Genomic DNA, 24,194 nt, shown 5'->3' with positions numbered 1-24,194 from the left:
ATCGCCGCTGATCGACTTCTGGACCTGCCCCGGTGTCCGGGGCCCGGAATCCTCGGAATGGGCTTAAACGGCCCGGATCTGGTCCCTGCCGTACTCGCGGGCCAGTACGTCGTTGAAGGTGAACGTGCCGGTGGGCTGGTCGTCCTGGCCGAGCAGATAGAGCCGTTTCACGGCGACGAGGATGCCCTCGGCGACGACATCCCGGAAACCGGGGTCGAGCAGCTTGCGACGGTCTCCCAGATGCGTGAGGTAACCGGTCTCGATCCGGACCGCCGGCATCCGGGTCCGGCGGACCAGCTCCCAGGTGCAGGTCTGGCTGCGGCAGTCGAGCATCGAGGTCCGGGTGAGCAGCTCGCGCTGGATCAGACCGGCGAGTGCCTCCCCCACGTTCGACGTGGTGCCGGAGCCGTTGCCGAAGTAGTAGGTCGCCAGTCCCTGGGCGTTCGCGCTGAAGCTCGCGTCGGTGTGCAGCGACACGACGAGATCGGCGCCGACGTCGTTCGCGAACTCCGCGCGATCGGTGTCCGGCGGGTTCCCGTTCTCCGGCCGGGACAGCAGCGCCTCCATGCCGGTCGCGGACATCCGCCCGACCAGCCGGTGCGCGAGATCCCACATCAGGTCGGCCTCGGTCACGCCGGCGACCTCGACGCCGCGGTCGTTCCCACCGTGGCCCGGGTCGATCACGATCCGCTTGCCACGCATCCGGGGCCCGGCGCGGCGCAGCAGCTCCTGCTCGCGCAGCAGGTGCGGACGGCCGCCGGTGACCTTGCGGCCCAGCTGGCGCAGCGCACGCAGCGTTTCCGGGCCGCAGACACCGTCCGGAACCATCCCGTAGTCGCGCTGGAAACGCATCAGCGCCTTCTCGGTCTGCTGGTCGAACAGTCCGCTCGGACGGCCGGAGTTGTAGCCCAGCTCGAGCAGCCGTTCCTGCAGCATCGCGACGTCGTCACCGGTGGTCGGCGTGGAGAGGGTGAAGGAGAGCATCCGGTCACCCAGCGTCCAGCCGGCCTCGCGCAGCGCGCGGGCGGTGTCCGGGCCGACGATGCCGTCGGTGATCAGGCCCCGGCCCTGTTGGAAGAGCCGGACCGCGCCGTCCACGGCGTCGTCGAACTGATGCCGGGACGTGTCGTCCGCCGGCAGTTCGGGCAGCAGGCCGAGCTGCTGCAGCGTCACCCGGACCTCGAGAACAGCAGGACCGAAGTCCCCGCGCCGGAGCAGCTGCATGCACCCCTCGCTCGCAGTCGGTGGCACCGTGCCGGCGCCGGTAGTCGGTTGGTCCCCACCCGGATGATCCGGGCGACGGCCGACGACCATTGTGCCCTGCCCGGGCCGCGGGGTAGTGCAGCGGGGCGTACACGCGCGTGTCCCGGTTGTGATCAACCGGGACACGCAGCGTGATCTCGATGCGCTAGAGGCGCATCGATGATCGTCAGATGTGGTCGGAGAGATCCGCCAGCAGAGCGGCCTTCGGCTTCGCCCCCACGATCTGCTTCACCGGCTTGCCGCCACTGAACAGGATCATCGTCGGCACCGACATGACCTGGTAGTCGCGGGCGACCTCGGGGTTGGCGTCGATGTCGAGCTTCGCGACGGTGAGCTTCTCGGCGTGCTCACCGGCGATCTCGTCGAGCACCGGCGCGACCATCTTGCACGGACCGCACCAGGTGGCCCAGAAGTCGACCAGGACGGCCTTGTCGCTCTTGAGAACGTCCTCGTCGAACGAACCGGTGGTGACGTCGATCGTGTTGGCCATGAGTTTCTCCTTCGTTCGGAACGGGTCGGGTGGAAGGTGGGGCGGGTCGCCCGGGCGTCAGTGCGCCGCCCGGGCGACCTCCTCGGCGGGTGCGTCGCCGTAGCCGCCGCCGGCCAGTTCCGGCGAGACCGGGTGTCCGGCCAGCCAGCGCTCGGCATCGATCGCGGCCGAGCAGCCGGACCCGGCCGCGGTGACCGCCTGCCGGTAGGTGTGGTCCACCAGGTCGCCACAGGCGAAGACGCCGGGGAGGTCGGTGTAGGTGCTGCGGGCGAGCACCTGCACGTAGCCCTCGTCGTCCAGCGGGACCTGGCCGCGGACCAGCTCGCTCCGCGGGTCGTGCCCGATCGCGACGAACATGCCGGTCACGTCGAGCGAGTCGGTCTCGCCGGTCACCGTGTCGCGCAGCTGAAGCTGCTTCACCGAGCCGTCACCGGTCACCTCGGTGACCTCGGCGTTGGTGCGCCAGCGCATCTTCGGGTCGTTCCGGGCACGCTCGAGCATGATCTTCGAGGCCCGGAACTCGTCGCGCCGGTGGACGACGGTGACGGTCTCGGCGAACCGGCTGAGGAAGGTGGCCTCCTCCATGGCGGAGTCGCCGCCGCCGATCACCGCGATGTTCTGGTCGCGGAAGAAGAACCCGTCGCAGGTGGCACAGGAGCTGACGCCGCGGCCGAGCAGCTCCTGCTCCCCGGGGACGTGCAGATAGCGCGGTGCCGCACCCATCGCGAGGATGACGGCCCGGGCGCGGAACGTCTCCTTCCCGACCCGGACCTCCTTGATCTCACCCTCGAGGGAGACCTCGTCGACGTCCTGCGCGCGCAGGTCCGCGCCGAAGCGCTGGGCCTGGCCGCGCATCTGCTCCATGAGCTCGGGGCCCATGATCCCGTCGGTGAAGCCGGGGTAGTTCTCGACCTCGGTGGTCGTCATCAGCGCGCCGCCGAACTGGCTGCCCTCGAACACGAGCGGCTCCAGCTGGGCCCGCGCGGCGTACACCGCGGCGGTGTAACCGGCCGGGCCGGAGCCGATGATGATCAGGTTGTGCACGGTGTCGTGGGTGGTCACCGGTACCGATCCCTCCTGGCGCTACCCGTGCCGGGCGCGCGATGACGGGTCTCGCGGGGGTCGGCCCCGCGTTCGTAGCTGTCTGCTCTCTCGAACGAGATCCTAGACAGGAGCATTCCCGGTGCTCCGCGCGCGAAGCGGGGGCCCGACCGATCGGACGTGCAACGGTCAGGGTGCGCTGCCCTCCAGGAGCACCCGGCCGGTCCCGGGCCCGCAGTCCGGCGGGACGACGAGCAGCCGGAGGCGGCCGAGCTCGGCGGTACCGAGGACGAGCAGTACGCCCGGCTCTCCGCCGACGGGATAGGGCCGGGTGGCGAGCAACGGGGCGTCCGGCTCCGCGACGCCGGCGGCGGTCAGACATGCCCGCAGATGATCCGGATCGGCGAGCGGACCGGACGGCCCAGCGGCGCCCGGCGCGGCGCTGCGCAGCGCCTCCGGGGTGTCGGCGGCGACCGGTTCCGGTACAGGATCCGGCCGGTCGGCTGCGGGCCGCAGGACGCCGGGCAGGACGGCGAGGACGGCCGTCGCGGCGACGGCGGCGGCGCCCGCGCCGGCGAGCAGGCGGACGACCCGAGGCCGGGAGCGGGGCCGTGCCGGTACGGGAGTCCGGACGGTGGCGGGACGCTCCCCGAGCTCGGCGTGCAGTCGCCTGCGGATCCGATCGGCGACGTCGTCGGGCATGGGGACCGGGCGGAGATCCTCGCCGAGCCGGCCCCGGATCAGCTCCACCGCATTATTGTCAGAATGACAAGTGAGTGGCACGAGCCGTGGTTCCTCCCCAGCTGGGAATCGGTTGTCGTCGAACCGAGGAGAATGATTCGGAGTATTCCTGTCATTCTGCCGAGAACCTTCGGGTGGTGTGCTCATCGCTCCCCCTCGCGCAGGTGCCCCAGCTGCGCGGCCAGCCGGGCCCTGGCCCGCGCGCAGCGGCTCTTCACCGTTCCGTCGGGCACCCCGCAGATCACCGCGGCCTCCGCGACCGGGTAGCCGAGCCCGTCCACCAGCACCACCGCCACCCGCTGGTCGACGGGGAGTGCCGCGAGGGCGTCGTCCAGCGCCAGCCGGGTCACCAGCGGCCCGGCCGGGTCGCCGACGACGGTCGGCACCGCGGCGTCCCGGTCGCGACGCCGGGCACCGGCCCGGATCCGGTCGATGCAGCCGTTCACCAGGATCCGGTGCAGCCACGTCCCCGGGGCGGCCTCACCCCGGAACCGCGGCGAGCGGAGCGCGGCGAGGAACGCCTCCTGGACCGCGTCCTCGGCCTCGCCCGGGTCACCCAGGATGCGCAGCGCCACCGACCAGAGCCGATCGGCGTGCGCCCGGAACACCTCGTCCAGATCGGGCGCCGTGCGCCGCGGGGACCGATCGACGGTGGTCACCGGCGCACGGTAGGTCCGGTACCGGGCCGGGCACCGGCGTCCGGCCGAAACGGGTTGCGGCAGCGAACGCCGCAGCCGCCCGAGGGGCTACTGGACGGCCCGCTCGAACGAGATCTCGCCGATCTCGCTCTGGTTGCCGGGCCCGAGCGCGGTGATCCACAGCAGCACGTGGCCGGTCGGCTCGGCACCGTCCAGCGGCACGACGGTCTCGCCCTGCGCCAGGGTGACCGTGCCGACCAGATCGGTCTGTGCGAGCGTCGCGTCGGCCGAGGGCGCGGTGCGGACCTCGACCACGGTGCCGGGGCTCGCCGAACCGATCGTCAACCTGCTCACCGGCTCCGGCGAGCCGAACGAGGACATGATCCCGATGCCGGGCTTGAGCGCCGGGAACTGCTGGAAGTAGCGGCTTGTGCTCCACGACGTCGACGGGTCGCCGTCGATCACCCGGTCGACGCTGCCCGCGTTGTCGCCGTCGCCGGTCGGGTCGAAGACCTGGACCGTGACGTTCTGCACGGGGGCGGAGACGGCGGCCGGTGCCTGCTGCACCGGCGCCGACGCGGCCGGTGGGATCACGACCGGTGGTGCACTCGATCCGCCGAACAGCGCACCCACCTGGATTCCCAGATAGCCGAGCACGATCAGCACGCCGACGGCGAGCACGGTCAGGCCGACCCGCAGGTTCCGGCGGCGCTGGGGGTCGTCACGGTTGTCGGGCAGCCGGTCGGAGTCCTGCCACACGTCGTCCGGATCGGACGGGGCGCCGTCGTGTACCGGCGGGAAGAACGCCTGGTCCGCGTGCTCGGCGACGACGTCGGCCAGCATCCGGTGCATCGCGGCCGCGGTGTGCACCCGCCCGAGGCCGCCCTCGCCGGCCTGGCCGAGCGCCCCCATGCACAGTGTGTCGAGCTCCAGCGGGACGCCGGGGCGCAGCTGTGCGGGCGAGCGCAACCGGCCCGTGGGCGTCCGGTCCGCGGCGACCAGACCGGCCCGCGCGGCGTCGGAGACCGAGAGCGGCCAGCGGCGGGTCAGCAGCGTGTACAGCAGACCACCGAGCCCGCGGACGTCGTCGGCGGCGGACACCGACGGACGGGGCAGCAGGAAGGCGAGGATCGCGCGGCCGTCCGGGGTGATCCGGATCCGCTGCGGGTGGTCGCAGCCGAGCACCAGGCCCTGCTGGTGGGCCTCGGTGGCGGCGGCCGCGAGCGTCTCGACGGCCTTCGCCGCCCGCTGCGCCCGGACCGGCCCCTCGGCGACGGTCTCGGCCAGTGACCTGCCCGGTACCCACTCGGCCACCGCAGCGCCCAGCACGTCGGCGGGCAGCCCGTGTGTGCCGGGGGCCAGCACGTCGAGCAGCCGGGCGGTACCGGAGTGCTCGAAGCAGCCCGACCGCAGCGCGCGGACGATCATCTCGCCGGCTCGCGCCGAACCCTCCGGATCGTCCGAACGATCGTCGGCGGGGAGCCTGCGGAGCAGCGTGACGGCCACCGGACGGCGCAGCACGGTGTCTTCCGCGCGCCAGAACTCGGCGCCGGCAGCGGGATCGGCCCCGGTCCGCTGGCGCAGCACGTAACGGTCGGTGAGCGGCGACCCGGCGGCGGTACCGGCGGCGTCGCGCGCCGCGGGGATCCGCTCGGTGGCCCGGTTCTGGGTGGGCACCAGGGCGGCGGTCGCCTGCGCGTCGGCGCCGGTCGGCCGCTCCTGGTCGTCGCGGCCGGTGGCGCTCGCCGGATCGACAGCAGCCGGGTCGGCAGCGCCCGGATCGGCAGCGCCCGGATCGGCAGCGACCGGATCGACAGGGCCTGGATCGGCAGGGACCGGATCGAGCGAGGGGTGCGTGCCGGTGGTGTCGGAGTGGGGGTTCGGGTGGGATTCCGTCCGGGCAGCGCGCTGGTCGATCTGCCCGTTCAACGGCTTCGCCTCCCCCTGGCGCACTGATGTCTCGTCGGGCATCAGCCTACGTCACCCCGCCCCTCTCGGACGAGCCGAGGACCGCCTTCGCGACCCTCTCGACCAGTCATCGGCCGGGGTTCGGGAAAGGTTTGCCGAACCCTCGGCAGTCTTCGCCCAGAAGTCGTCTTTGTGCGACGAACGGTCGATCTGGTTCGCTGTGTGTCCCGGTCCGGGTGCCCGGAGCACCGTTCAGCGCGGGGGCATCGAGTCCGGTGCGGGCGGTGCACCGGCGTCGTCGGACGCCCGGGAGGGCTCCGGGCCGGGGGCGCCGGGACCGGCACCCGTACCGTCGCCGGACGGGTCGGCGGGGCCGCTCCCGGCACGCACCCGGCGGACGATCCGGCGCACCACCAGTACCACCAGCAACGCGCCGGCGATGCCGGTCAGCCAGACGGTGACGGTGCCGTAGACGGTCGAGCGGACCCGCAGCCGGGTGTCCGGCCCGAGCTCCGCTCCGTCCGGGGTGCGCAGGCCCGCATCCACCCCGAACTGGCCCGAGCGCGTCACCTGCGCGCTCACCCTGACCTGCACCCGGCCCAGTGGTGGGACCGCCTGGACCGGGATCGGGGCGACCCGCAGGCCGGTGGTGCTGGAGAGCACGACCCGGACGTTCATGGTGACCGGCAGCCCGTTGGCCACGGTGATGAGCAGCGGCGCGTCACTGGTCCCGAGCGAGTACGGGCTCGGCGGCTGCACGACCCGGACCGACGCGCGGATCTGCTCGATCCGCCCGGCCACGATCGCCGCCTCCCGCTCGGCCCGCGCCGGGTCGGCCCGCCACCACGACGACGCCGCCCGCAGTGTCCCGCGGACCAGCGGATCGAACACCTCGGCCGGGCTCGCGCCGACGCCGGTCCGGGCCTCGGCCGCGCCGCGCAGGCCCTCGATCGAGCGGACCTGGTCGGCCACCGTGTCGATCACCTGCCCCGGGATCTCCGCCCCGCCGGCCTGCACCGGATAGAACAGCCCGGTGGCCTCGGTGGCCGGATCGGCCTGGGCGGCGAGACCGGGCAGCCCGGCCGCGGCGAGCCTGCCGTCCTGGATCAGGGCGGCCAGTGCGGAGATGATCCCGGCGGCGGCCTCCCGGCCGGCGGCCCAGCCGCGCGGCGGGGTCACGAGCAGCGAGCCGCCCGTCTCGCCCTGCGCGGCCCGGAACGCCAGCGCCCCGGCCAGCTCCTGACCGGACAGTCCACCCGCACCGCCGTCCTGCAGCTCGACGACGGCCGGGCCGGTCGCGGCCTGGGCGAGCAGCGGATCGGCGAGCACCGCCCGGTCACCGCCACCCGGACCGTCGCGGAGCCGGACGACCCCCGAGGTCTGCCCGGACGAGACGCCGTCGGCCGAGAGCAGGAACCGGGTACCGCCGCCGAACGCCTCCAGGGTCGGCTCGTCCAGCACGCCGTCGGCGGGCCACACCATGTCGTCGAGCACGGCGGTGTTCAGCTGCTCGGAGAGCGCGGCACGACCCTGTTCGAGGGTGGCGCGGGCCAGCTCGGCCTGGCCGGCACGGACCAGCGCGACCAGGTCGGCGTCGGAAGGCGGCAGGGCCAGCACGCAGGAGCCGGCGGCCGCGCCCCGGAGCGCCTCGAGCCACTCGCCCGCCGCCGCGGCGCCCCGCCCGGGGGCGGTCTCGCCGCCCGGCACGACGGTGACCTCGTAGCCGCCGCTCATCGCGGCCGCGGTGGCGACCAACTCGGGATCGATCGCCAGGCAGAGCGCGGTGCGGACCGGCGATCCGGCCGGCGCACCGGTGGCGAGCGCGTCGACCAGCCCGTGCAGGCGTCCGCCGGGGGCCATCGAGGTCGCGAGGTCGTCGTCGGTGAGCACCGGGACCTGGCCCGGCACCGGCGGGATCCGCCGGGGCGCGTCGGTGATCGGATAGAGCATCGACACCGGGGTCGCCGCCCCGGACGGGTCCGGTGGCGTGCCGGGCAGCGACGACACCGGCAGCGCGGTGCGGATCCCGGCGATCCGGGACGGGGTGCCGTTCACCGTCCCGTTGAGGTTCACCAGCAGCGGATAGGTGCCCGGCCCCGGCAGCGCGAGCGAGGCCGCCCGGTCACCGGTCAGCGGGACCGAGTAGCGGAACGGGACCGAGCCGCCGGGGGCGAGTGGCCCGAGCTGGGCGAACGGTGGTGTCGCGTCGTCCACCGGGGCGTCCCCGGCGAACGCGCTGCGCAGTGCCGGCTCGCCGTCGACCGCCGGGCCGCGCTGCACCCGCAGGGAGAGGTCGTCGACCCGGTCCCGGCCGGTGTTCGTCACCGAACCGGTGACGACGAGCTCGGGCGGTCCGGCCGAGGTGACGACCCGGGGCGACATCGTGTCGACCTCCAGCCGGACCGGATCCACGTCCGGCTGCTCCTGGGCCAGCGCCGGGCCGGGCGCGGCCACCGAGCCGGTCAGGAGGGCGGCGAGCAGGATCGCGACCAGGGCCGCGACCCGGCTCACGCGGTCTCCTCCAGGAGGTTGGCCGCGTGCCGGATCAACCGGCGTTCGTCGGCGTAGGCGAGCCGGCCCTCCAGCTCGCCGAGCGGCACCCAGGCGACCTCGGACACCTCGACGTCCTCGTCGGAGAGCTCGCCGCCGAGCGCGCGCAACAGATAGTGGTGCACGGTCTTGTGCACGCGGCGGTCTTCGGCCACGAACCAGAAGTCGATGGTGCCCAGGGGTGCCAGCACCTCACCGATGATGCCGGTCTCCTCCTGGACCTCGCGCACGGCCGCCTGTTCCGCGGTCTCGCCTGCCTCGATGTGCCCCTTGGGCAGCGACCACAGCAACCGGCCCCGCCGGTCCAGCCGGCCGATCAGCGCCGCCGCACCCGTCTGCGGATCGACGACGAGCCCACCGGCGGACGTCTCGTCCACCGTGCGGAGGCGGCGGCGCCGGTCGGAGGAGCGTCCCGCGCGGCGCCCCCCGGAGCGGCCGCGGGAGGTGGACATGTGGCGATGGTAACGAGGCGGTCGCATCTCGGTGGGTCGACGAGCCGTCACCGGCCGGCCTTCCCGCGATGGTGTGGCCGTTGATCTGCGGGCCCGGACCCGTACCCCCGGGCCCCGCCCGGGCGCGTTGCCTACACTGGCCGGTCGTGTCCACGCCGTCCGTCACCTCGCGTCCCGTGACCTCCGCACAGACCTCGCATCCGCCCGCGGGTGCCGGTCGGGAGTCCGGCCCCGGGCCGGACCCGGAGGAGCTACAGCGCTCCCAGGAGAACGCCGTGATGCAGATGCTCGACGTGCCGGCCGTCGCCGACGAGCTGGCGGCCCGGTTCGCCGCGCGCGGACACCGGATCTACCTGGTCGGGGGCAGTGTCCGGGACGCGCTGCTGCGCGGGACGGGTGCATCGGACCGGGATTCCGGCGACCTGGACTTCACCACCGACGCCCGGCCCGAGCAGATCCTGGAGGCGGTCCGCGGCTGGGCCGACGCGGTCTGGGACACCGGGATCGCCTTCGGCACCGTCGGGCTGCGCCGCCGCGATCAGGTGATCGAGGTGACGACGTTCCGCGCCGACACCTACGACGGCCGGTCCCGCAATCCCGAGGTCCGGTTCGGCGACGACATCGAGGGCGATCTGATCCGGCGCGACTTCACGGTCAACGCGATGGCCGTCGAGCTCGGGGAGCGCCGGTTCGTCGACCCGCACGGCGGGTTCGCCGCGCTCGCCCAGGGCCTCCTCGACACCCCGGACCTGCCGGAGCGCTCGTTCGCCGACGATCCGCTGCGGATGCTGCGGGCCGCCCGGTTCGTGTCCCAGCTCGGCTTCACCCCGGCCGACCGGGTGATCGCGGCGATGACCGGGATGGCCGGCGAGCTGTCCAGGATCACCGCCGAGCGGGTGCAGGCCGAGTTCTCCAAGCTGATCCTCGGCGCGCACCCGCGGCGCGGGATCGAGCTGCTCTGCGACACCGGGCTGGCCCAGCACGTGGTCCCCGAGGTCCCGGCGATGCAGCTGGAGACCGACGAGCACATGCAGCACAAGGACGTCTACACGCACTCGCTGGTCGTGATGGAGCAGGCGATCGAGCGCGAGACCGACGGCCCGGACCTGACGCTGCGGCTGGCGGCGCTGCTGCACGACATCGGCAAGCCGGCCACCCGGCGCAAGGAGCCGGACGGCCGGGTCAGCTTCCACCACCACGAGGTGGTGGGCGCGAAGATGACCCGCAAGCGGCTGCGCGCGCTGAAGTACCCGAAGGTGCTGATCGACGACGTCTCCCAGCTCGTCTACCTGCATCTGCGGTTCCACGGCTATGGCAAGGGCGAGTGGAGCGACTCCGCGGTGCGCCGCTACGTCACCGACGCCGGCCCGCTGCTCGAGCGGCTGCACCGGCTGGTCCGGTCGGACTGCACCACCCGGAACCGGCGGCGGGCGTCGGCGCTGCAGCGCAACTACGACGGCCTGGAGGATCGGATCAGCGAGCTGCGCAAGCAGGAGGAGCTCGACGCGATCCGCCCGGACCTGGACGGCAACCAGATCATGGAACTGCTCGGCATCCCGCCCGGCCGGGCGGTGGGCCGGGCCTACCAGCACCTGCTCGCGCTGCGGATGGAGCAGGGTCCGCTGAGCCCGGAGCAGGCCGAGGCGGCGCTGCGGGCCTGGGCTGCCGGCAACCTCTGAGCGAGACGTACGTTCTAGACGAACGTATAGGACGTACGTATGGATCGTGACCTGTCCGGGTGACCCCGTTCAGACGTCCGTACACGACGATCGACCCGCCGGCGGGCATCGCGGCCACCCGGCGGATCCGGCACCGCCCGGTCCGGCGTCCGCCGGTCGGGTGGCGTCACGCCACTACTGCACACGGGTGCCGGAGCCGGGGCGACCGGGCGGGTGCGAAACTGACGCCGTGCGGGAACACCGCGCCACCCGAGGCGCCGCCCTTCCCCCGGTCACACCGGGCAGCCTGCTCGTCGCCGCACCCGCTCTGGGTGATCCGAACTTCGCGCGGACCGTGATCTACATGATCGAGCACCGTCCGCACGGCAGCCTCGGTGTGGTGCTCAACCGCCCCGGTCGCTCCGCGGTGCGTGACGTGCTGCCCCGGTGGGCCGGGGTGACCAGTGATCCCGGCTCGATGTTCGTCGGCGGGCCGGTGGAGGCGCAGACCGCGCTCTGCCTGGCCGCGCTGCGCACCGGGCAGTCGGCCCGCGGGCTGACCGGGCTCATGCCCGTCCGGCCACCGGTGCAGCTGGTCGATCTGGACTCCGATCCGGGCCCGCTGGCGCCGCGGCTGCGCGGACTGCGGATCTTCGCCGGCTACTCGGGCTGGGACCGTGGGCAGCTGCACGGGGAGATCGCCCGCGGGGACTGGTTCGTGGTGCCCGGGCTGCCCGACGACCTGCTGACGACCTCGCACGACCGGCTGTGGGAGCGGGTGCTGCGCCGGCAGGGGATCCCGCTCGCGCTGCTGGCGACCTTCCCGGTCGATCCGGCGCACAACTGAGCTGACCGGTCGTGCCGGCTGGATTACGCTGCCGCCGGTGGCCACCGTCTCGCACTACGTGCCGCTCGGCGCCGGGCACGTCAACCCGACGATCGGGATCGTCGCCGAGCTGGTCCGCCGCGGCCACCGGGTCAGCTGTTTCGTCCCGGAGCGGTTCGCCGAGCAGCTGACCGGGACCGGCGCCCGGATCGTGCCGGTGCCCTCGACCTGGGAGGCCGCCGGGCTCGCCGATCCACCCCAGATGCACGGCAGGCACCTGGTCCGCGCGATGGGGTACCTGCTCGAGGAGACCCGGATGCTGGTCCCGCTGCTGGCCCGGCACCCGGCCCCCGATCTCGTGCTGCACGACGGTGTCCTCGCGATCTGGGGCCGGGTGCTGGCGCAGCGCTGGACGGTGCCGTCGGTCGAGGTCTGGCCGAACCTGGTGAGCAACCGGCACTGGTCGATGAACCGCTACAGCAAGGTGAACCCGCTTGGTCCACGATTTCTCGCCATGATGATGAAATATGCTCTCTACCTGCGTGGCGAAGGAATCCGGGACATCCGGGAGTTCTTCGAGGGCGGCGCAGCGACGCAGCGGCTGGTCACCGTTCCCCGGGCGTTCCAGTACGCCGGGGAGACCTTCGAGAACTTCCGGTTCGTCGGGCCGGTGCTGGGCGACCGGGCCGCCGAGACCGAGGGCTGGACGCCGCCGGAGGACGGCCGGCCGGTGCTGCTGGCTTCACTCGGCAGCGCCTACAACCGGCGCCCCGATCTGTACCGGACGATCCTCTCGGCCACCGCCGGACGGGGCTGGCACGTCGTGCTGTCGATCGGCGAGGTCGATCCGGCCGAGCTGGGCCCGCTGCCCGCGGACGTCGAGGTGCACCGTCGGGTCCCGCAGGTCTCCGTGCTGCGGCACGCCACCGTCTTCGTGACGCACGCCGGGATGGGCGGGACGATGGAGGGGCTCGCCGCCGGGGTCCCGCTGGTGGCGCTGCCGCAGATGGCCGAGCAGCGCGCGAATGCCGACCGGATCGCCGAACTCGGGCTCGGCCGCGCCCTCGATCCGGCCACGGTCACCGCGGATCAGCTGTGGGCGGCGGTGCGGGAGACCGCTGCCGATCCCGGCATCCGCGAGCGGCTGAACCGGATGGCCGGCGAGATCGCGGCGGCCGGTGGTGCGTCGGCCGCGGCCGACGAGATCGAGCGGGCGCTCCCCCGGCAGGACTGATCACCCGGCCGTACCCGGCCCGCCCGGACCCGCTCAGTCGCGGTCGGCCGGCTCAGCGGCCGGAGCCGGAGCTGCGCTCGCCGGCCTGCCGGTCGGACTCCGCCCCGCAGCCCGCGACCAGGTCGCACCCGGCGCAGGCACCTGCGCAGGAGGGGGCGGGGGCCTGCTGGGCGATCGCGATCTCCGCGGCACGTGCCCCGAACGACCCGCCGAGGCCGGCCATCACGACCATCCCGGCCAGTGCGATGACGGCGAGCACCCACGGCGCGGCGCCACCGCGATCGACGAGCAGCAGCGCGCTCCCACCCACCAGGCCGATCACGCCGGCGGCTCCCAGCGGACGGGCGGCGACCCGGTTGGCGAGGGCGAACGCGTCCGCCGTGCGCAGGCTGCTCGGCGTCCGGACGCCGACGAACCGGTTGCGCGGCAGCCTGCCGCTCGCACCGAGCACGGCGAGCACGACGAGCACCGCTCCGGCCAGCAGGAGCAGGGCGGCGAGGACCAGGCGCAGCGTGGTGGGCACGTGACCAGGGTAGAACCCGGCGCAGCCGGTACGCCCGCCCCGGCTACCCTGGTCACATGTGCGCGGCCCGACGTCGGCTGCCCCACCGCCGGCACCGACTTCCCGGCGCCGCGCCGGGCTGAGGTCGGCAGCGAGACCGCCGTCACCACACGGCCGGCGCGGCGACGACCCCTCACGCCCCGGTGCGGAGGGGTCGCAGCGTGTTCCGGGCCCCGGGTACGGGCCGTCACGACATGTTTCCCGAGGTGAAGCGGACATGACCACCGAGACCAGCGCAGCACCGTCGACCGGTGACCGGACCGATCGTCCGGCCTTCCGGTACGACGCCGAGATGGCCGGCCGGATCGAGCGCAAGTGGCAGGACTTCTGGGAGGCCGAGCAGACCTTCCACGCCCCGGGCCCCGGCGAGCCGGGCTCGGAGAAGCCGAAGTTCTACCTGATGGACATGTTCCCGTACCCGTCCGGCTCGGGACTGCACGTCGGACACCCGCTGGGCTTCATCGGCACCGACGTGCTGGGCCGCTACCTGCGGATGAACGGCCACAACGTGCTGCACCCGATGGGGTTCGACGCGTTCGGGCTGCCCGCCGAGCAGTACGCCGTGCAGACCGGGACGCACCCGCGCACCACCACCGAGGCGAACATCGCCCGGTACCGGCAGCAGCTGCGCCAGCTGGGCCTGGGCCACGACCCGCGCCGGTCGGTCTCGACCACCGACATCCCGTTCTACCGCTGGACGCAGTGGATCTTCCGGGAGATCTTCGAGGCCTGGTACGACGCCGAGCTCGACCGGGCCCGTCCGATCGCCGAGCTGCGCGCGTCGTACGAGAGCGGTGCGCGGTCCACCCCGGACGGCCGGGCGTGGGCCGAGCTGTCCGAGGGCGAGCGCCGCCGGCTGATCGACTCGCAGCGGCTGGCCTACATCTCCGAGGCGCCGGTCAACTGGTGCCCCGGCCTGGGCACGGTGCTGGCGAACGAGGAGGTCACCGCCGACGGCCGCTCCGAGCGCGGCAACTTCCCGGTCTTCCGGCGGAACCTGAAGCAGTGGATGATGCGGATCACCGCGTACTCCGACCGGCTGATCGGCGACCTGGACCGGGTCGACTGGCCGGAGTCGGTCAAGGCGATGCAGCGGAACTGGATCGGCCGTTCCGAGGGGGCGCGCGTCACCTTCGGGGTGTGCGACGCCGACGCCGCCATCGAGGTCTTCACCACCCGGCCGGACACCCTGTTCGGGGCCACCTACATGGTGCTGGCACCGGAGCACCCGCTGATCGAGACGATCACTCCCGCGGCCTGGCCGGCCGGCACCGACGAGCGGTGGACCGGTGGCGCGCCGACCCCGGCCGATGCGGTGGCGGCCTACCGGGCCGAGGCCGCCCGCAAGTCCGAGCTGGACCGCCAGGAGAACCGGGACAAGACCGGCGTCTTCACCGGCGCGTACGCGGTCAACCCGGTGAACGGGGCCGAGATCCCGGTCTTCGTCGCCGACTACGTCCTGATGGGATACGGCACCGGCGCGATCATGGCGGTGCCCGCGCAGGACCAGCGGGACTGGGACTTCGCCACCGCGTTCGGACTGCCGATCGTGCGCACCGTCGATCCGGGCGCCGACTGGGACGGCGAGGCCTTCACCGGCGACGGTCCGGCGGTCAACTCGGCGAACGACGAGATCAGCCTGGACGGGCTGGGTGTCGCCGACGCGAAGCGGACGATCATCGACTGGCTGGCGGCCAAGGGCTCCGGCGAGGGCGTCGTGCAGTACAAGCTGCGGGACTGGCTGTTCTCCCGGCAGCGCTACTGGGGCGAGCCGTTCCCGATCGTGTGGGACGAGCACGGGCCGATCTCGCTGCCGGCCGATCAGCTGCCGGTCGAGCTGCCCGACGTCGACGACTACGCGCCGAAGACCTACGCGGCGGACGACGCGGACAGCGAGCCGGAGCCGCCGCTGTCCCGGGCGAGCGAGTGGGTGAACGTCGAGCTGGACCTGGGTGACGGCCCGAAGGCCTACCGCCGCGAGACGAACACGATGCCGCAGTGGGCCGGCTCCTGCTGGTACTACCTGCGCTACCTGGACCCGGAGAACTCCGAGCGGTTCGTCTCTCCGGAGGCGGAGCGGTACTGGATCGGCAAGGACCCGTCGAAGGCGCAGCCGGGCACCGAGGACCCGGGCGGCGTCGACCTGTACGTCGGCGGTGTCGAGCACGCGGTGCTGCACCTGCTGTACTCCCGGTTCTGGCACAAGGTGCTGTTCGACCTGGGCCACGTGTCGAGCGAGGAGCCGTTCCGCAGGCTGTTCAACCAGGGCTACATCCAGGCCTGGGCCTACACCGACGCCCGCGGCACCTACGTGCCGGCCGAGGAGATCGTCGAGGAGACGGGCCAGGACGGCACGTCGCGTTTCACGTGGAACGGCGAGCCCGTCACCCGGGAGTACGGGAAGATGGGCAAGTCGCTCAAGAACGTGGTGACGCCGGACGAGATGTGCGACCGCTACGGCGCGGACACGTTCCGGCTCTACGAGATGTACACCGGCCCGATGGACGCCTCCCGCCCCTGGTCGACGCGCGACGTCGTCGGCCCGCAGCGGTTCCTGCAGCGGGTGTGGCGCAACCTGGTCGACGAGGAGACCGGCGAGCCCACCGTCGTCGACACCGAGCCCGGCGAGGACGTGCTGCGTGCCCTGCACAAGGCCATCGCCGGTGTCCGGGAGGACGTGCCGGCGCTGCACTACAACACCGCCGCCGCGAAGCTGATCGAGCTGAACAACGCGCTGACCAAGCGCGGCGGGCCGGTCGAGCGATCGGTCGCCGAGTCGCTGGTGCTGATGCTGGCGCCGCTGGCCCCGCACATCGCGGAGGAGCTGTGGCAGAAGCTGGGCCACGACGGATCGCTGGCCTACGCGCCGTTCCCGCAGGCCGACGAGCGGTACCTGGTCGCCGACACCGTCGAGTACCCGATCCAGGTCAACGGGAAGGTCCGGTCGCGGATCACGGTTCCGGCCGACGCCGGGCAGGACGACATCCGGACGGCGGCGCTGGCCGACGAGAAGATCGTCGCGGCACTGGCCGGAGCGGAGCCGCGGAAGGTGATCGTGGTGCCCGGCCGTCTGGTCAACGTCGTGCGGTGATCGCACACCAGGAACGCGGCGGGTCGCTCACGCGTTGATCCCGGTGGGAGGTCCGATATGACCGGAGCATTGCTCACACTGATCGTCGCGCTGGCGGCGATCGCCGCCGCCGTCTGGCTGGTACGCAGGTATCAGGCGGACCAGGCCGCGCAGCTGGAGGACGCGAAGTCCGAGGCCCGCCGCTGGGTCGAGCGGCTCGGCGGCCAGGTGCTGGCGCTGACCGGCACCGACGAGCCGTCCCGGCAGGCGCTCGCCGACGCCGCGGAGCGCTACACCGCGGCCGGGTCGCAGATGGAGCAGGCACGGACCACGGTGCAGTGCCGCCAGGTCACCGAGACCGCATACGAGGGCCTGTACTACGTGCGCGCCGCCCGGACCGCGATGGGGATCGACCCCGGGCCCGAGCTGCCCCCGCTGCCGGGGCAGGCGCGGGCCGGTGCGGTCACCGAGGAGCGTGAGGTCGAGGTCGAGGGCCGCACGCTGGGTGCGTCGCCGCAGCCGACCGATCGCAACAACCACTACTACCCCGGCGGGACCGTGGCCGGGCGTCCGGTGCCGCGCGGCTGGTACTCCGAGCCGTGGTGGAAGCCCGCGCTGGTCGCCGGGGCATGGGGTGTCGGGTCGGCGTTGCTGTTCACCTCGCTGTTCAGCGGGATGGCAGGGGCCGACCAGGCCGCCTACGCCGGTGCCGACGGGATGGACGGCGGCGGTGCCGACGGGGCCGACGGAATGGACGGGATGGACGGCGGCGCAGGCGATCCCGGGGCGATGGACTCCGGTGACGGCGGCGGCATGTTCGACGGCGGGGACTTCGGCGGCGACTTCTTCTGACGCCCGGTGCTTCCGGGGCGCGGTTCTCCCGGGAACCAGTGCTTCCGAGGCGCGGTCCATCCGGGGGCCGGTCCATCCGGGGCCCGGCCCGGTCGGGCCCCGGATCGGGACTCGGGGCCCGGGTCAGGACTCGGCGGCCCGCGCCGGCCGCGCCCGGCGAACCGGTTTCGCCGGCCGCCGGGTGGTGCCGCTGCTCGGATCCGGTGGGCTGCTCAACGCGGGCTGTGCGAGCCAGGACGCGACGGCGTCGATCACGAACGCCGCGTCGTCCAGCGCCGACTCCGACTCCGCCGCGGCCGCCGGCACGTCCGAGTGATCGGCCAGGCCGCGGCGGTTGTACAGCGAGCGGAGCAGCCGTCCGGCGTGCGGATCCAGCGAACGTTCCCGGACCACCCGCCGGACGAACGCGCTGACGACGTCGGAGTGCTCGGCCCTGGTCTCCCCCAGCACCAGCAGCGCCGTCTCGGCCGCCCGGAACGCGGCGTGGAACGAGCGCGAGACCGCCGCGTCGGCGTAGCCGTGCTCGGCGAGCAACCGGGCGCCGGCAAGTTCGGTGCGGGCCCTGGCGATCCCGGGGCGGTGCCGGTCGGTGCTCATCGCACCCGCACCGCCTCGGCACGGGCCCGGATCACCGTCGGGTCACCCGGCCGGGCCAGCTCCTGCTGCCCGACCGGCAGCGCGCTGATGGTCAGCCCGCTGCGCCGCGTGTGCAGCCACAGCAGGTCGTCCATCGCCCGGAGCTCCTGCCACGGGTCGACCGGGCCCTGCTCGTCGTCGAGCACCACGAGCAGATCGATCGCGGACTCCACCGAGCCCTCGCCGCTGGCCCAGGACCCGAACAGCAGCACCTGCCGCAACCGCGGCCCGTAGTGCGCGACGAGATCGTCGGCGACGGCCGCCGGCACGTCCTCGTTGGACGGGTCGGGATCGGGATGACGGACCCGGACGCGTTCGGCGTCGGCCTCCGAGATCAGCCCGGCGGCGGCCAGCCAGTCGACCGCGCGGCGCCGGGAACGGGCGTCCCTGAAGCGATACCACTGGTCGCGTACCTCGGGGAACTCGAACAGGGTGTTCTTGAACCGGCGGAACGCACCCCGCCCGTCGATCGCCCGGTCGAGCAGCGCCCCGGCCCGCCGGTGCTGCACGCCCGCGGTGAACTCGGACATGTCCCGGTACGACTCGCGGCTGGTCACCGGCTCGATCAGGACCCAGTCGGCCGGCACCGCCGCGTCGCCCCCGGGGAGCTGCGCGACCGCCCCGGAGCCGGGATCGAGATACCAGCTGACCTCGGGCGACCGGTCGTCGAGCGCATCGGCCAGCGCGGCCAGGTCGACGCGGCCGGGATCGAGCATGCGACGACTCTAATCCCCGGAGGACCACCTGCGACCGCACGATGTGCGGGGCGATCGCGCCGGTTCAGTCGTCCCGCCAGAACAGCTGGGCGACCAGCACGGCGCCCCAGATCCCGATCGGGAACATCGGCCAGAAGAAGTTCAGCTGGCCGGACGCGATCGAGGTGATCCCCCAGATCGTGGTGAGCAGCACGGCCACCCCGGCCCAGGACCGCCACTCCTTGGCGTAGTCGCGGATCTGGTCGGCCCGCTCGGCCTCCGCCTTCCGGGCGCGCACCGCAGGCAGGTCCTTGCGCTTGACCCGCGGGAGGTCCGCCTCGAGCGCGACGAGATCGGCGCGCACCGTCGCGGCGTATGCGGCGCGCAGCCGATCGTCGTACTCGGTCAGCGACAGCCTGCCCTCGTCGTGTGCCAGCTTCAATCGCTCGGCGGTCTCCTGCCGTTCGGCGTCGGACACCCGGATCAGAGCCTTGCCGTCGTCCCCCTGCTCGTCCCCCATGGCAGCGAGGGTAGTCCGAACTCAGGCGGCGGGGATCGGTCGTCCGACCGGCCGGTCGGGGGCCGGACGCGTCCGGCGGGTCGCGACGGCGACGCCGGCCAGGCACAACACACCACCGGCGAGCGCGAGCACGGCCGGGATCTCACCGAGCAACACCCAGGACATCAGCACGACGATCGGCGGCACCGCGTAGGTGGCGGCGGCGAGCCGGCCCGCACTCGTCCGGGAGAGGGCGTATCCCCAGGTCAGGAACGCGATCGCGGTGGGGAAGACGCCGAGGTACACGGTCCCGGCGACGGCTGAGGCCGGTGCGGCGGTGATCTCGGTGAGCAGTGCCGGCAGGAACGGCAGCAGCGCCACGGTCCCGGCGAGCGCGCCCAGCCAGGTGACGGTCAGTGCGTCGATCCGGGCGAGCAACCGCTTCTGCGCGACCGCGGCCCCGGCGTAGAGCAGCGCGGCGAGCAGCCCGAGCAGCACCCCTGCGACGTCGGCCCCACCGGCGGAGGTGGTCGCCGCGATCAGCACGACACCGCTGAACGCGATCGCCATCCCGATCAGCAGCCGGATCGGGAAGCCCTCGCCGAGCAGCAGCCCGGCCAGCACCGCGACGACCACCGGGGCGACGTTCACCAGCAGTGCGGTGGTGCCGGCGTCCAGGTGGCGTTCGGCGGCGTTGAGTGCCAGGTTGTAGAGCCCGAACCAGGCGGCGCCCCACAGCGCGACCGCGCCGAGCAGCGCCGGTGACAGCCGGCGGACGGGCGGACCCCGCCGGGCGCGTACCGCCAGCACGATCGCCGTCAGCGTCGCGGAGCCGACCAGCATCCGGCCCAGCGCGAGCGCGCCCGGCGACAGTTCGTGTCCGACCGCCCGGATGCCGACGAACGCCGAGGCCCAGAGCACGACGGTGACGGCAGCGGCGACGAGAGGGAGAGCCCGGTGCAGGGCGGGGGACGGCGTCATGCGATCAAGCCTGCTCCCACCGACCATTAAGTACCAGCGATTGTTTCTACCGTTGGATTCAGTAGGACTGTATGGTCTGTGCATGCTCGACGCGCATCGCCTGCGGGTGTTCCGGTCCGTCGTCGCGAGCGGATCGGTGCAGGCGGCCGCCGCGAACCTGGGCTACACGCCGTCGGCGGTCAGCCAGCACATCACCGCGTTGCAGCGGGAGACCGGGCTCGTGCTGTTCGAGCGGGCCGGGCGCGGCCTGCGGGTGACGGCCGCCGGCACGGTGCTGGCCGCGCAGGCCGATGCGATCCTCGCCCGGCTCGGCGAGGCCGAGATCGTCGTCGCGGACCTGCGGGCCGGCCGGACCGGGACGCTGTCGGTGTCGTACTTCGCCTCCGTCGGTGCCGCCTGGATGCCCGGTGTGGTGCGCAGGCTGACCACCGACTTCCCCGGCGTGCGGCTGGACCTGGCGCTGCGCGAGTACCTGCCCGACGACCCGGCGCAGCGCTCCGACGTGCAGGTCGCGGTGGAACGGTCGGAGTTCGCGGCCTGGCCCGGGTTCGGCGTGGTGCACCTGCTCGACGATCCGTACGTCGTCGTGCTCCCGGACACGCACCCGCTGGCGGACCGGGCCGAGATCGAGCTGGCGGAGCTCGCGGGCGAGCGCTGGGTGGACAACGACGTCGCCCGCGGCTGGTGCCGGCGCAACCTGATCGAGGCCTGCTCAGCAGCCGGGTTCCGGCCGCCGTTCCACGTGGAGGCGCACGACTATCCGACCGCGATGGCGTTCGTCGGGGCCGGGATCGGGGTCACCGTGCTCCCCCGGCTCGGTGCGGCGCGGCTCCCGCCCGGGACCAGGGCGGTGCCGGTCGTGCGCCCGGAGCCGGTGCGCTCGATCCTGGCGGTGGTGCGGGACGCCGTCGCGGACACCCCGCCGGTCGTCGCCGCACTGGCCGAGCTCCGTGCGGTCGCGGGCTGCAGTGCCCTCGGAGCCCTCGGAGCCCTCGGTGCACCCGGAGTCCCCGAAGTGCTGGGCGCCCTCAGCCCTGCGGCCGCACCATCAGCTCGGTGAGGTGCGCGTCCCGGCTCGCGGTCAGTGCGGCGAGCACGGCGGCCGCGACCGACTCCGGCCGCAGGAACCGCGAGCCGTCGTACTCGCCGCCCTCGTGCGCCACGACCGCCCGCTGCATCGCGGTGTCCACCCGGCCGGGGTGCACCGAGGTGACCCGGATACCGTGCGCAGCCTCCTCGGCGCGCAGCGCGTCGCCGAATGCACGCAGCGCGAACTTGCTGGCCGCGTAGGAGCCCCAGCCGGGCTTGGCGGTGATGCCGGCGCCCGAGTTCACCAGCACGATGTCGGCCCCGCCGTCGGAACCGGCGGCGCGCAGCGCGGGCAGCAGCAGCCGGGTGGCCTCGGCGACCGCGACGACGTTGACGTCGAACTGCCTGCGCCACACCGCAGCGGAGGTCTCCTCGACGGTCCCGAGCTCGCCGGTGCCCGCGGAGTGCACCAGCGCGTCGAGCCGCTCGATCCCGGCCAGCGCCCCGGCCAGCGCCTCGTCGTCGGTGAGCTCGACCGCCAGGGTGCGCACGGCGCCCGGGCCCGCACCGGTCAGCTCGTCGGCGACCGCGGCCAGCCGATCCTCGTCGCGCCCGCCGAGGATCAGGTCGTAGCGCGGTGCGAGCTGCCGGGCGACGGCGGCGCCGATGCCCTGGGAGGCACCGGTGATCAGGGCGAGCGGACGGTGCGAAGCGGTCATGGCCGGGAATCTACGACGCGCGGCCGGGCGCCACACGCGGTGACCCGCGTCTAATTCAGTCGTTCGACTTGGTCGATCGACCAAAACGTACGTACGGTGGTGCCACCGACCACCGACCACCGGGCTCCGGCCACCGCCCGGGTCCGAGCCCGAGGAGCAACCGTGATCACCGTCAGCCCGGCCGCGCCCGTCGACGTCGAAGAGGCCACCGCCGTGCTGGCCGGTGCGTTCCGGGACGATCCGGTCATGTCGGCGTTCGTCGGCGGGGATCCCGACGAACGGGAGAGGCGCTTGACCCACCTGCTCGGCGTGCTGGTGCGGACCGGGCTGAGCTCCGGTGCGGTCGACCTGGCCCGCGCCGAGGAGGGCCCGGCGGTACTCGGGGTCGCGGTCTGGTCGGCGCCGGGGAACCGCGACGACGGCCTGCTGCACACCATTCGCAACATCGGGTCGTACCTGCGTGCCTTCGGCCCCGGCGGGCTGCGCCGCGCGGCGCGGTTGCAGCGCGCCATCGACTCCGCCCGTCCGGGCGAGGCGCACTGGTATCTCGGAGCGATCGGTGCGACCCCCGCCGGCCGCGGCCGGGGGATCGGGTCCGCGCTGCTGCGTGCCCGCCTGGAGACGATCGAGGCGCCCGCCTACCTGGAGGCGTCGACCGAGCGCAGTGCCGCGCTGTACGCGCGGTTCGGTTTCGATCGGATCGGCACGGTCGCCGGCTTCCCGGAGCCGGTGCGGCCGGTCGCGATGTGGCGGCCGGGTGCGCCGGTGCGGCCGGGCCGATCGGGAAGCTGATCCGGTGCCGGTCGAGCCACGCAGGCCGCGCGCACACCGGCCCGCGGCCGAGCGCCGCGAGCAGCTGCTCGACGCCGCCGTCGAGGTCATGCGGGTGGGCGGCATCGGCGCGGCCACCACCCGGGCGGTCGCCGAGCGGGCCGGACTGCCGCAGGGCGCGTTCCACTACTGCTTCCGGTCCAAGGACGAGCTGTTCGTCGCGCTGCTGGACCGGGAGCTCGACGCGTCGCTGGGCAGCGCCTGGGACGCCGTGGCGGACACCGACGATCTCGGAACCGGCATCGCCGCGGCGCTGTGGGCGATCCTGAACCGGGTCCGGTCCGATCCGGAGTACCACCTGCTCACCGCGGAGCTGGTGGACGTCGCGGCGCGCACCCCCGGCCTCGAACACGTGGCCCGCCGGGAACAGCTCGCCTACGTCGAGCAGGCCGACCGATTGCTCCGCCGGTGGCAGGAGTCCGGTCGCGGCCCGCTGACGATCGGGTCCCGGACGCTGGCCGAGGCGCTCGTCGCGGCCTCGACCGGCATCACGTCGTCCTGGCTGAGCGCGCGTGACGACGAGGCGGCGCACGCCTCGGTGGCGTTGTTCGCCTCCGCGCTGGCGCGCGCCGCCGTCTGACGACCGGGTGCTGTGCCGATCAGATCCGGCGTGCGGAGTTGAACGGCATCCGGTCCATGTCGTCGACCTTCACCGGCTTGCCGCTGGTGGAGGCGTGCACGATCTGGCCGCCGCCGATGTAGATGCCGACGTGCGAGACCGGGCTGTAGAAGAAGACCAGGTCACCGGGCTGCAGGTCGGAGCGGCTGACCGAGGTGCCGGCGCTCGCCTGTGCGCGGCTGGTGCGCGGCACGTCCTTACCGGCGGCGGAGAACGCGTAGGAGACCAGGCCGGAGCAGTCGAAGGCGCTCGGGCCGGTGGCGCCCCAGCGGTAGGGCTTGCCGACCTGGGCCATCGCGGTGGACAGCGCCGCCTGGCGGGAGGCGACGGCCTGGCCGGCCCGGGTGGCGGCATCGGTGGCGGCGGCGACGTTCTGTGCGGCCGGGTTGCCCGCGGTCGTGAGCGAGATCGGCAGGGCGTTCGCGGCAGGCGTGACGTCCCGGGTCACCGTGGTGGTGGTGTCGGGAGAGGTGCCCGGGGCCGGGGCCGCGGTGGCGGCGGGAAGCACGGACAGGGCTGCGGCCGCGGCGGCAGTGGTGGCCACGACGGCGACGCGGAGCGCCGGAGCGGTGGGACGCTGGGGCACGGTGTGTCCTCGGGGGTAGCACCGCCGGCGAACCATGGGGGTGGGGTGCGCCGGCCCGAGGGGAGTTCGTGGTGCGGCGCTGGGAACGCCGTATCCGGTGGCCGTGCAACCCGCCCGCGTCGTCGTCCGGCGGAGACCCTGCGCCCTGCACCCCGGGTGGGCACAGATCGCACAAGGCCGACCACCACATTACGAACAGATATCGCTCAGATAAATGACCCAGCACACAATAATGGGATGACTGCGCTCACGAACAATTATGAGAAGATTTCAGATTGGAGACTTCCTGTTCCGGAAACGGCATCGGCCCGGCG

Annotated in this window: 23 protein-coding genes; 8 read left to right on the top strand and 15 right to left on the bottom strand. The window is 73.5% G+C overall.

Translation table 11 applies throughout. The features are described from left to right. Nucleotides 1-63: 63 nt before the first annotated feature. The 8 genes from Pdca_RS33730 to Pdca_RS33695 all read right to left on the bottom strand — a co-directional run bounded on the left by Pdca_RS33730 (nt 64) and on the right by Pdca_RS33695 (nt 9,083). Nucleotides 64-1,224, bottom strand: coding sequence for an N-acetylmuramoyl-L-alanine amidase (locus Pdca_RS33730; protein WP_085915066.1), 1,161 nt, complete (start codon nt 1,222-1,224; stop codon nt 64-66). 205 nt (nt 1,225-1,429) lie between these two features. After that, nucleotides 1,430-1,753 (bottom strand): thioredoxin, encoded by a 324-nt coding sequence (trxA, locus tag Pdca_RS33725; protein ID WP_085915065.1) that lies wholly within the window; start codon nt 1,751-1,753, stop codon nt 1,430-1,432. A 57-nt stretch (nt 1,754-1,810) separates the two neighbouring features. Further along, entirely contained in the window at nt 1,811-2,815 is a 1,005-nt protein-coding gene (trxB, locus tag Pdca_RS33720) for a thioredoxin-disulfide reductase (protein ID WP_085915064.1), read from the bottom strand. A gap of 168 nt (nt 2,816-2,983) precedes the next feature. Continuing rightward, nucleotides 2,984-3,544, bottom strand: coding sequence for a hypothetical protein (locus Pdca_RS33715; RefSeq protein WP_085915063.1), 561 nt, complete (start codon nt 3,542-3,544; stop codon nt 2,984-2,986). A gap of 134 nt (nt 3,545-3,678) precedes the next feature. Then, nucleotides 3,679-4,194 carry a sigma-70 family RNA polymerase sigma factor gene (locus Pdca_RS33710; protein WP_197719878.1) on the bottom strand — a complete coding sequence of 172 codons (516 nt, stop codon included), beginning with the start codon at nt 4,192-4,194 and terminating at the stop codon, nt 3,679-3,681. A gap of 87 nt (nt 4,195-4,281) precedes the next feature. Next, a complete protein-coding gene (locus Pdca_RS33705; RefSeq protein ID WP_085915061.1) occupies nt 4,282-6,144 on the bottom strand; it encodes a protein kinase family protein in 1,863 nt (620 codons plus the stop codon). Between the two features lie 189 nt (nt 6,145-6,333). Further along, nucleotides 6,334-8,592: a DUF6049 family protein gene (locus Pdca_RS33700; protein WP_085915060.1), complete on the bottom strand. Its 2,259-nt coding sequence runs from the start codon at nt 8,590-8,592 to the stop codon at nt 6,334-6,336. Further along, nucleotides 8,589-9,083 (bottom strand): NUDIX hydrolase, encoded by a 495-nt coding sequence (locus Pdca_RS33695; protein WP_085915059.1) that lies wholly within the window; start codon nt 9,081-9,083, stop codon nt 8,589-8,591. The genes Pdca_RS33700 and Pdca_RS33695 overlap by 4 nt, the downstream gene beginning before the upstream one ends. 278 nt (nt 9,084-9,361) lie before the next feature. On the opposite strand from Pdca_RS33695, the gene Pdca_RS33690 reads away from it, so the two are divergent. The 3 genes from Pdca_RS33690 (at nt 9,362) to Pdca_RS33680 (ending at nt 12,801) form a co-directional block, all read left to right on the top strand. Further along, entirely contained in the window at nt 9,362-10,762 is a 1,401-nt protein-coding gene (locus Pdca_RS33690) for a CCA tRNA nucleotidyltransferase (protein ID WP_085915083.1), read from the top strand. Nucleotides 10,763-10,991: 229 nt separating this feature from the next. Then, entirely contained in the window at nt 10,992-11,588 is a 597-nt protein-coding gene (locus Pdca_RS33685) for a YqgE/AlgH family protein (RefSeq protein WP_085915058.1), read from the top strand. Nucleotides 11,589-11,625: 37 nt separating this feature from the next. Continuing rightward, nucleotides 11,626-12,801, top strand: coding sequence for a macrolide family glycosyltransferase (locus tag Pdca_RS33680; protein ID WP_085915057.1), 1,176 nt, complete (start codon nt 11,626-11,628; stop codon nt 12,799-12,801). Between the two features lie 52 nt (nt 12,802-12,853). Here Pdca_RS33680 and Pdca_RS35915 read toward each other — a convergent pair whose 3' ends face one another. Then, the gene (locus Pdca_RS35915; RefSeq protein WP_158092266.1) at nt 12,854-13,324 is read right to left on the bottom strand and encodes an SdpI family protein; all 471 of its coding nucleotides are present in this window, start codon (nt 13,322-13,324) and stop codon (nt 12,854-12,856) included. A gap of 256 nt (nt 13,325-13,580) precedes the next feature. Here Pdca_RS35915 and leuS point away from each other — a divergent pair, with 256 nt between their 5' ends. Both leuS and Pdca_RS33665 read left to right on the top strand, forming a co-directional pair. Next, on the top strand, nt 13,581-16,454 hold the full coding sequence (leuS, locus tag Pdca_RS33670; RefSeq protein ID WP_085915055.1) for a leucine--tRNA ligase: 2,874 nt from the start codon (nt 13,581-13,583) through the stop codon (nt 16,452-16,454). Between the two features lie 57 nt (nt 16,455-16,511). Next, the gene (locus tag Pdca_RS33665) at nt 16,512-17,285 is read left to right on the top strand and encodes a hypothetical protein (protein WP_085915054.1); all 774 of its coding nucleotides are present in this window, start codon (nt 16,512-16,514) and stop codon (nt 17,283-17,285) included. Between the two features lie 123 nt (nt 17,286-17,408). Here Pdca_RS33665 and Pdca_RS33660 read toward each other — a convergent pair whose 3' ends face one another. The 4 genes from Pdca_RS33660 to Pdca_RS33645 form a co-directional block, all read right to left on the bottom strand. After that, nucleotides 17,409-17,882, bottom strand: a complete 474-nt coding sequence (locus Pdca_RS33660; RefSeq protein WP_085915053.1) for a HEPN domain-containing protein — start codon at nt 17,880-17,882, stop codon at nt 17,409-17,411. After that, entirely contained in the window at nt 17,879-18,637 is a 759-nt protein-coding gene (locus Pdca_RS33655; RefSeq protein ID WP_085915052.1) for a UPF0158 family protein, read from the bottom strand. The genes Pdca_RS33660 and Pdca_RS33655 overlap by 4 nt, the downstream gene beginning before the upstream one ends. 64 nt (nt 18,638-18,701) lie before the next feature. Continuing rightward, nucleotides 18,702-19,136 (bottom strand): DUF1707 SHOCT-like domain-containing protein, encoded by a 435-nt coding sequence (locus Pdca_RS33650; RefSeq protein ID WP_085915051.1) that lies wholly within the window; start codon nt 19,134-19,136, stop codon nt 18,702-18,704. Between the two features lie 21 nt (nt 19,137-19,157). Continuing rightward, complete coding sequence (locus Pdca_RS33645; protein WP_085915050.1) at nt 19,158-20,096, bottom strand: DMT family transporter; 939 nt, start codon at nt 20,094-20,096, stop codon at nt 19,158-19,160. Between the two features lie 82 nt (nt 20,097-20,178). Between Pdca_RS33645 and Pdca_RS33640 the strand changes: the two genes are divergently transcribed. After that, nucleotides 20,179-21,156: a LysR family transcriptional regulator gene (locus tag Pdca_RS33640; protein ID WP_085915049.1), complete on the top strand. Its 978-nt coding sequence runs from the start codon at nt 20,179-20,181 to the stop codon at nt 21,154-21,156. On the opposite strand, the gene Pdca_RS33635 is transcribed toward Pdca_RS33640, so the two are convergent. Then, entirely contained in the window at nt 21,125-21,844 is a 720-nt protein-coding gene (locus Pdca_RS33635) for an SDR family oxidoreductase (protein ID WP_085915048.1), read from the bottom strand. The two genes, Pdca_RS33640 and Pdca_RS33635, sit on opposite strands and share 32 nt — an antisense overlap. 162 nt (nt 21,845-22,006) lie before the next feature. Between Pdca_RS33635 and Pdca_RS33630 the strand changes: the two genes are divergently transcribed. Together Pdca_RS33630 and Pdca_RS33625 are read left to right on the top strand one after the other, a co-directional pair. Then, a complete protein-coding gene (locus Pdca_RS33630) occupies nt 22,007-22,636 on the top strand; it encodes a GNAT family N-acetyltransferase (RefSeq protein WP_085915047.1) in 630 nt (209 codons plus the stop codon). A 4-nt stretch (nt 22,637-22,640) separates the two neighbouring features. Further along, complete coding sequence (locus Pdca_RS33625; RefSeq protein ID WP_125911662.1) at nt 22,641-23,255, top strand: TetR/AcrR family transcriptional regulator; 615 nt, start codon at nt 22,641-22,643, stop codon at nt 23,253-23,255. A gap of 19 nt (nt 23,256-23,274) precedes the next feature. Here Pdca_RS33625 and Pdca_RS37695 read toward each other — a convergent pair whose 3' ends face one another. Next, nucleotides 23,275-23,880, bottom strand: coding sequence for a C40 family peptidase (locus tag Pdca_RS37695; protein WP_269462828.1), 606 nt, complete (start codon nt 23,878-23,880; stop codon nt 23,275-23,277). Nucleotides 23,881-24,194 lie beyond the last annotated feature (314 nt).

The sequence above is a fragment of the Pseudonocardia autotrophica genome (assembly GCF_003945385.1).
Classification (GTDB): Bacteria; Actinomycetota; Actinomycetes; order Mycobacteriales; family Pseudonocardiaceae; genus Pseudonocardia; species Pseudonocardia autotrophica.
Note: the sequence above shows the minus strand (reverse complement) of the source record. Positions and strands in the feature narration are given on the sequence as shown.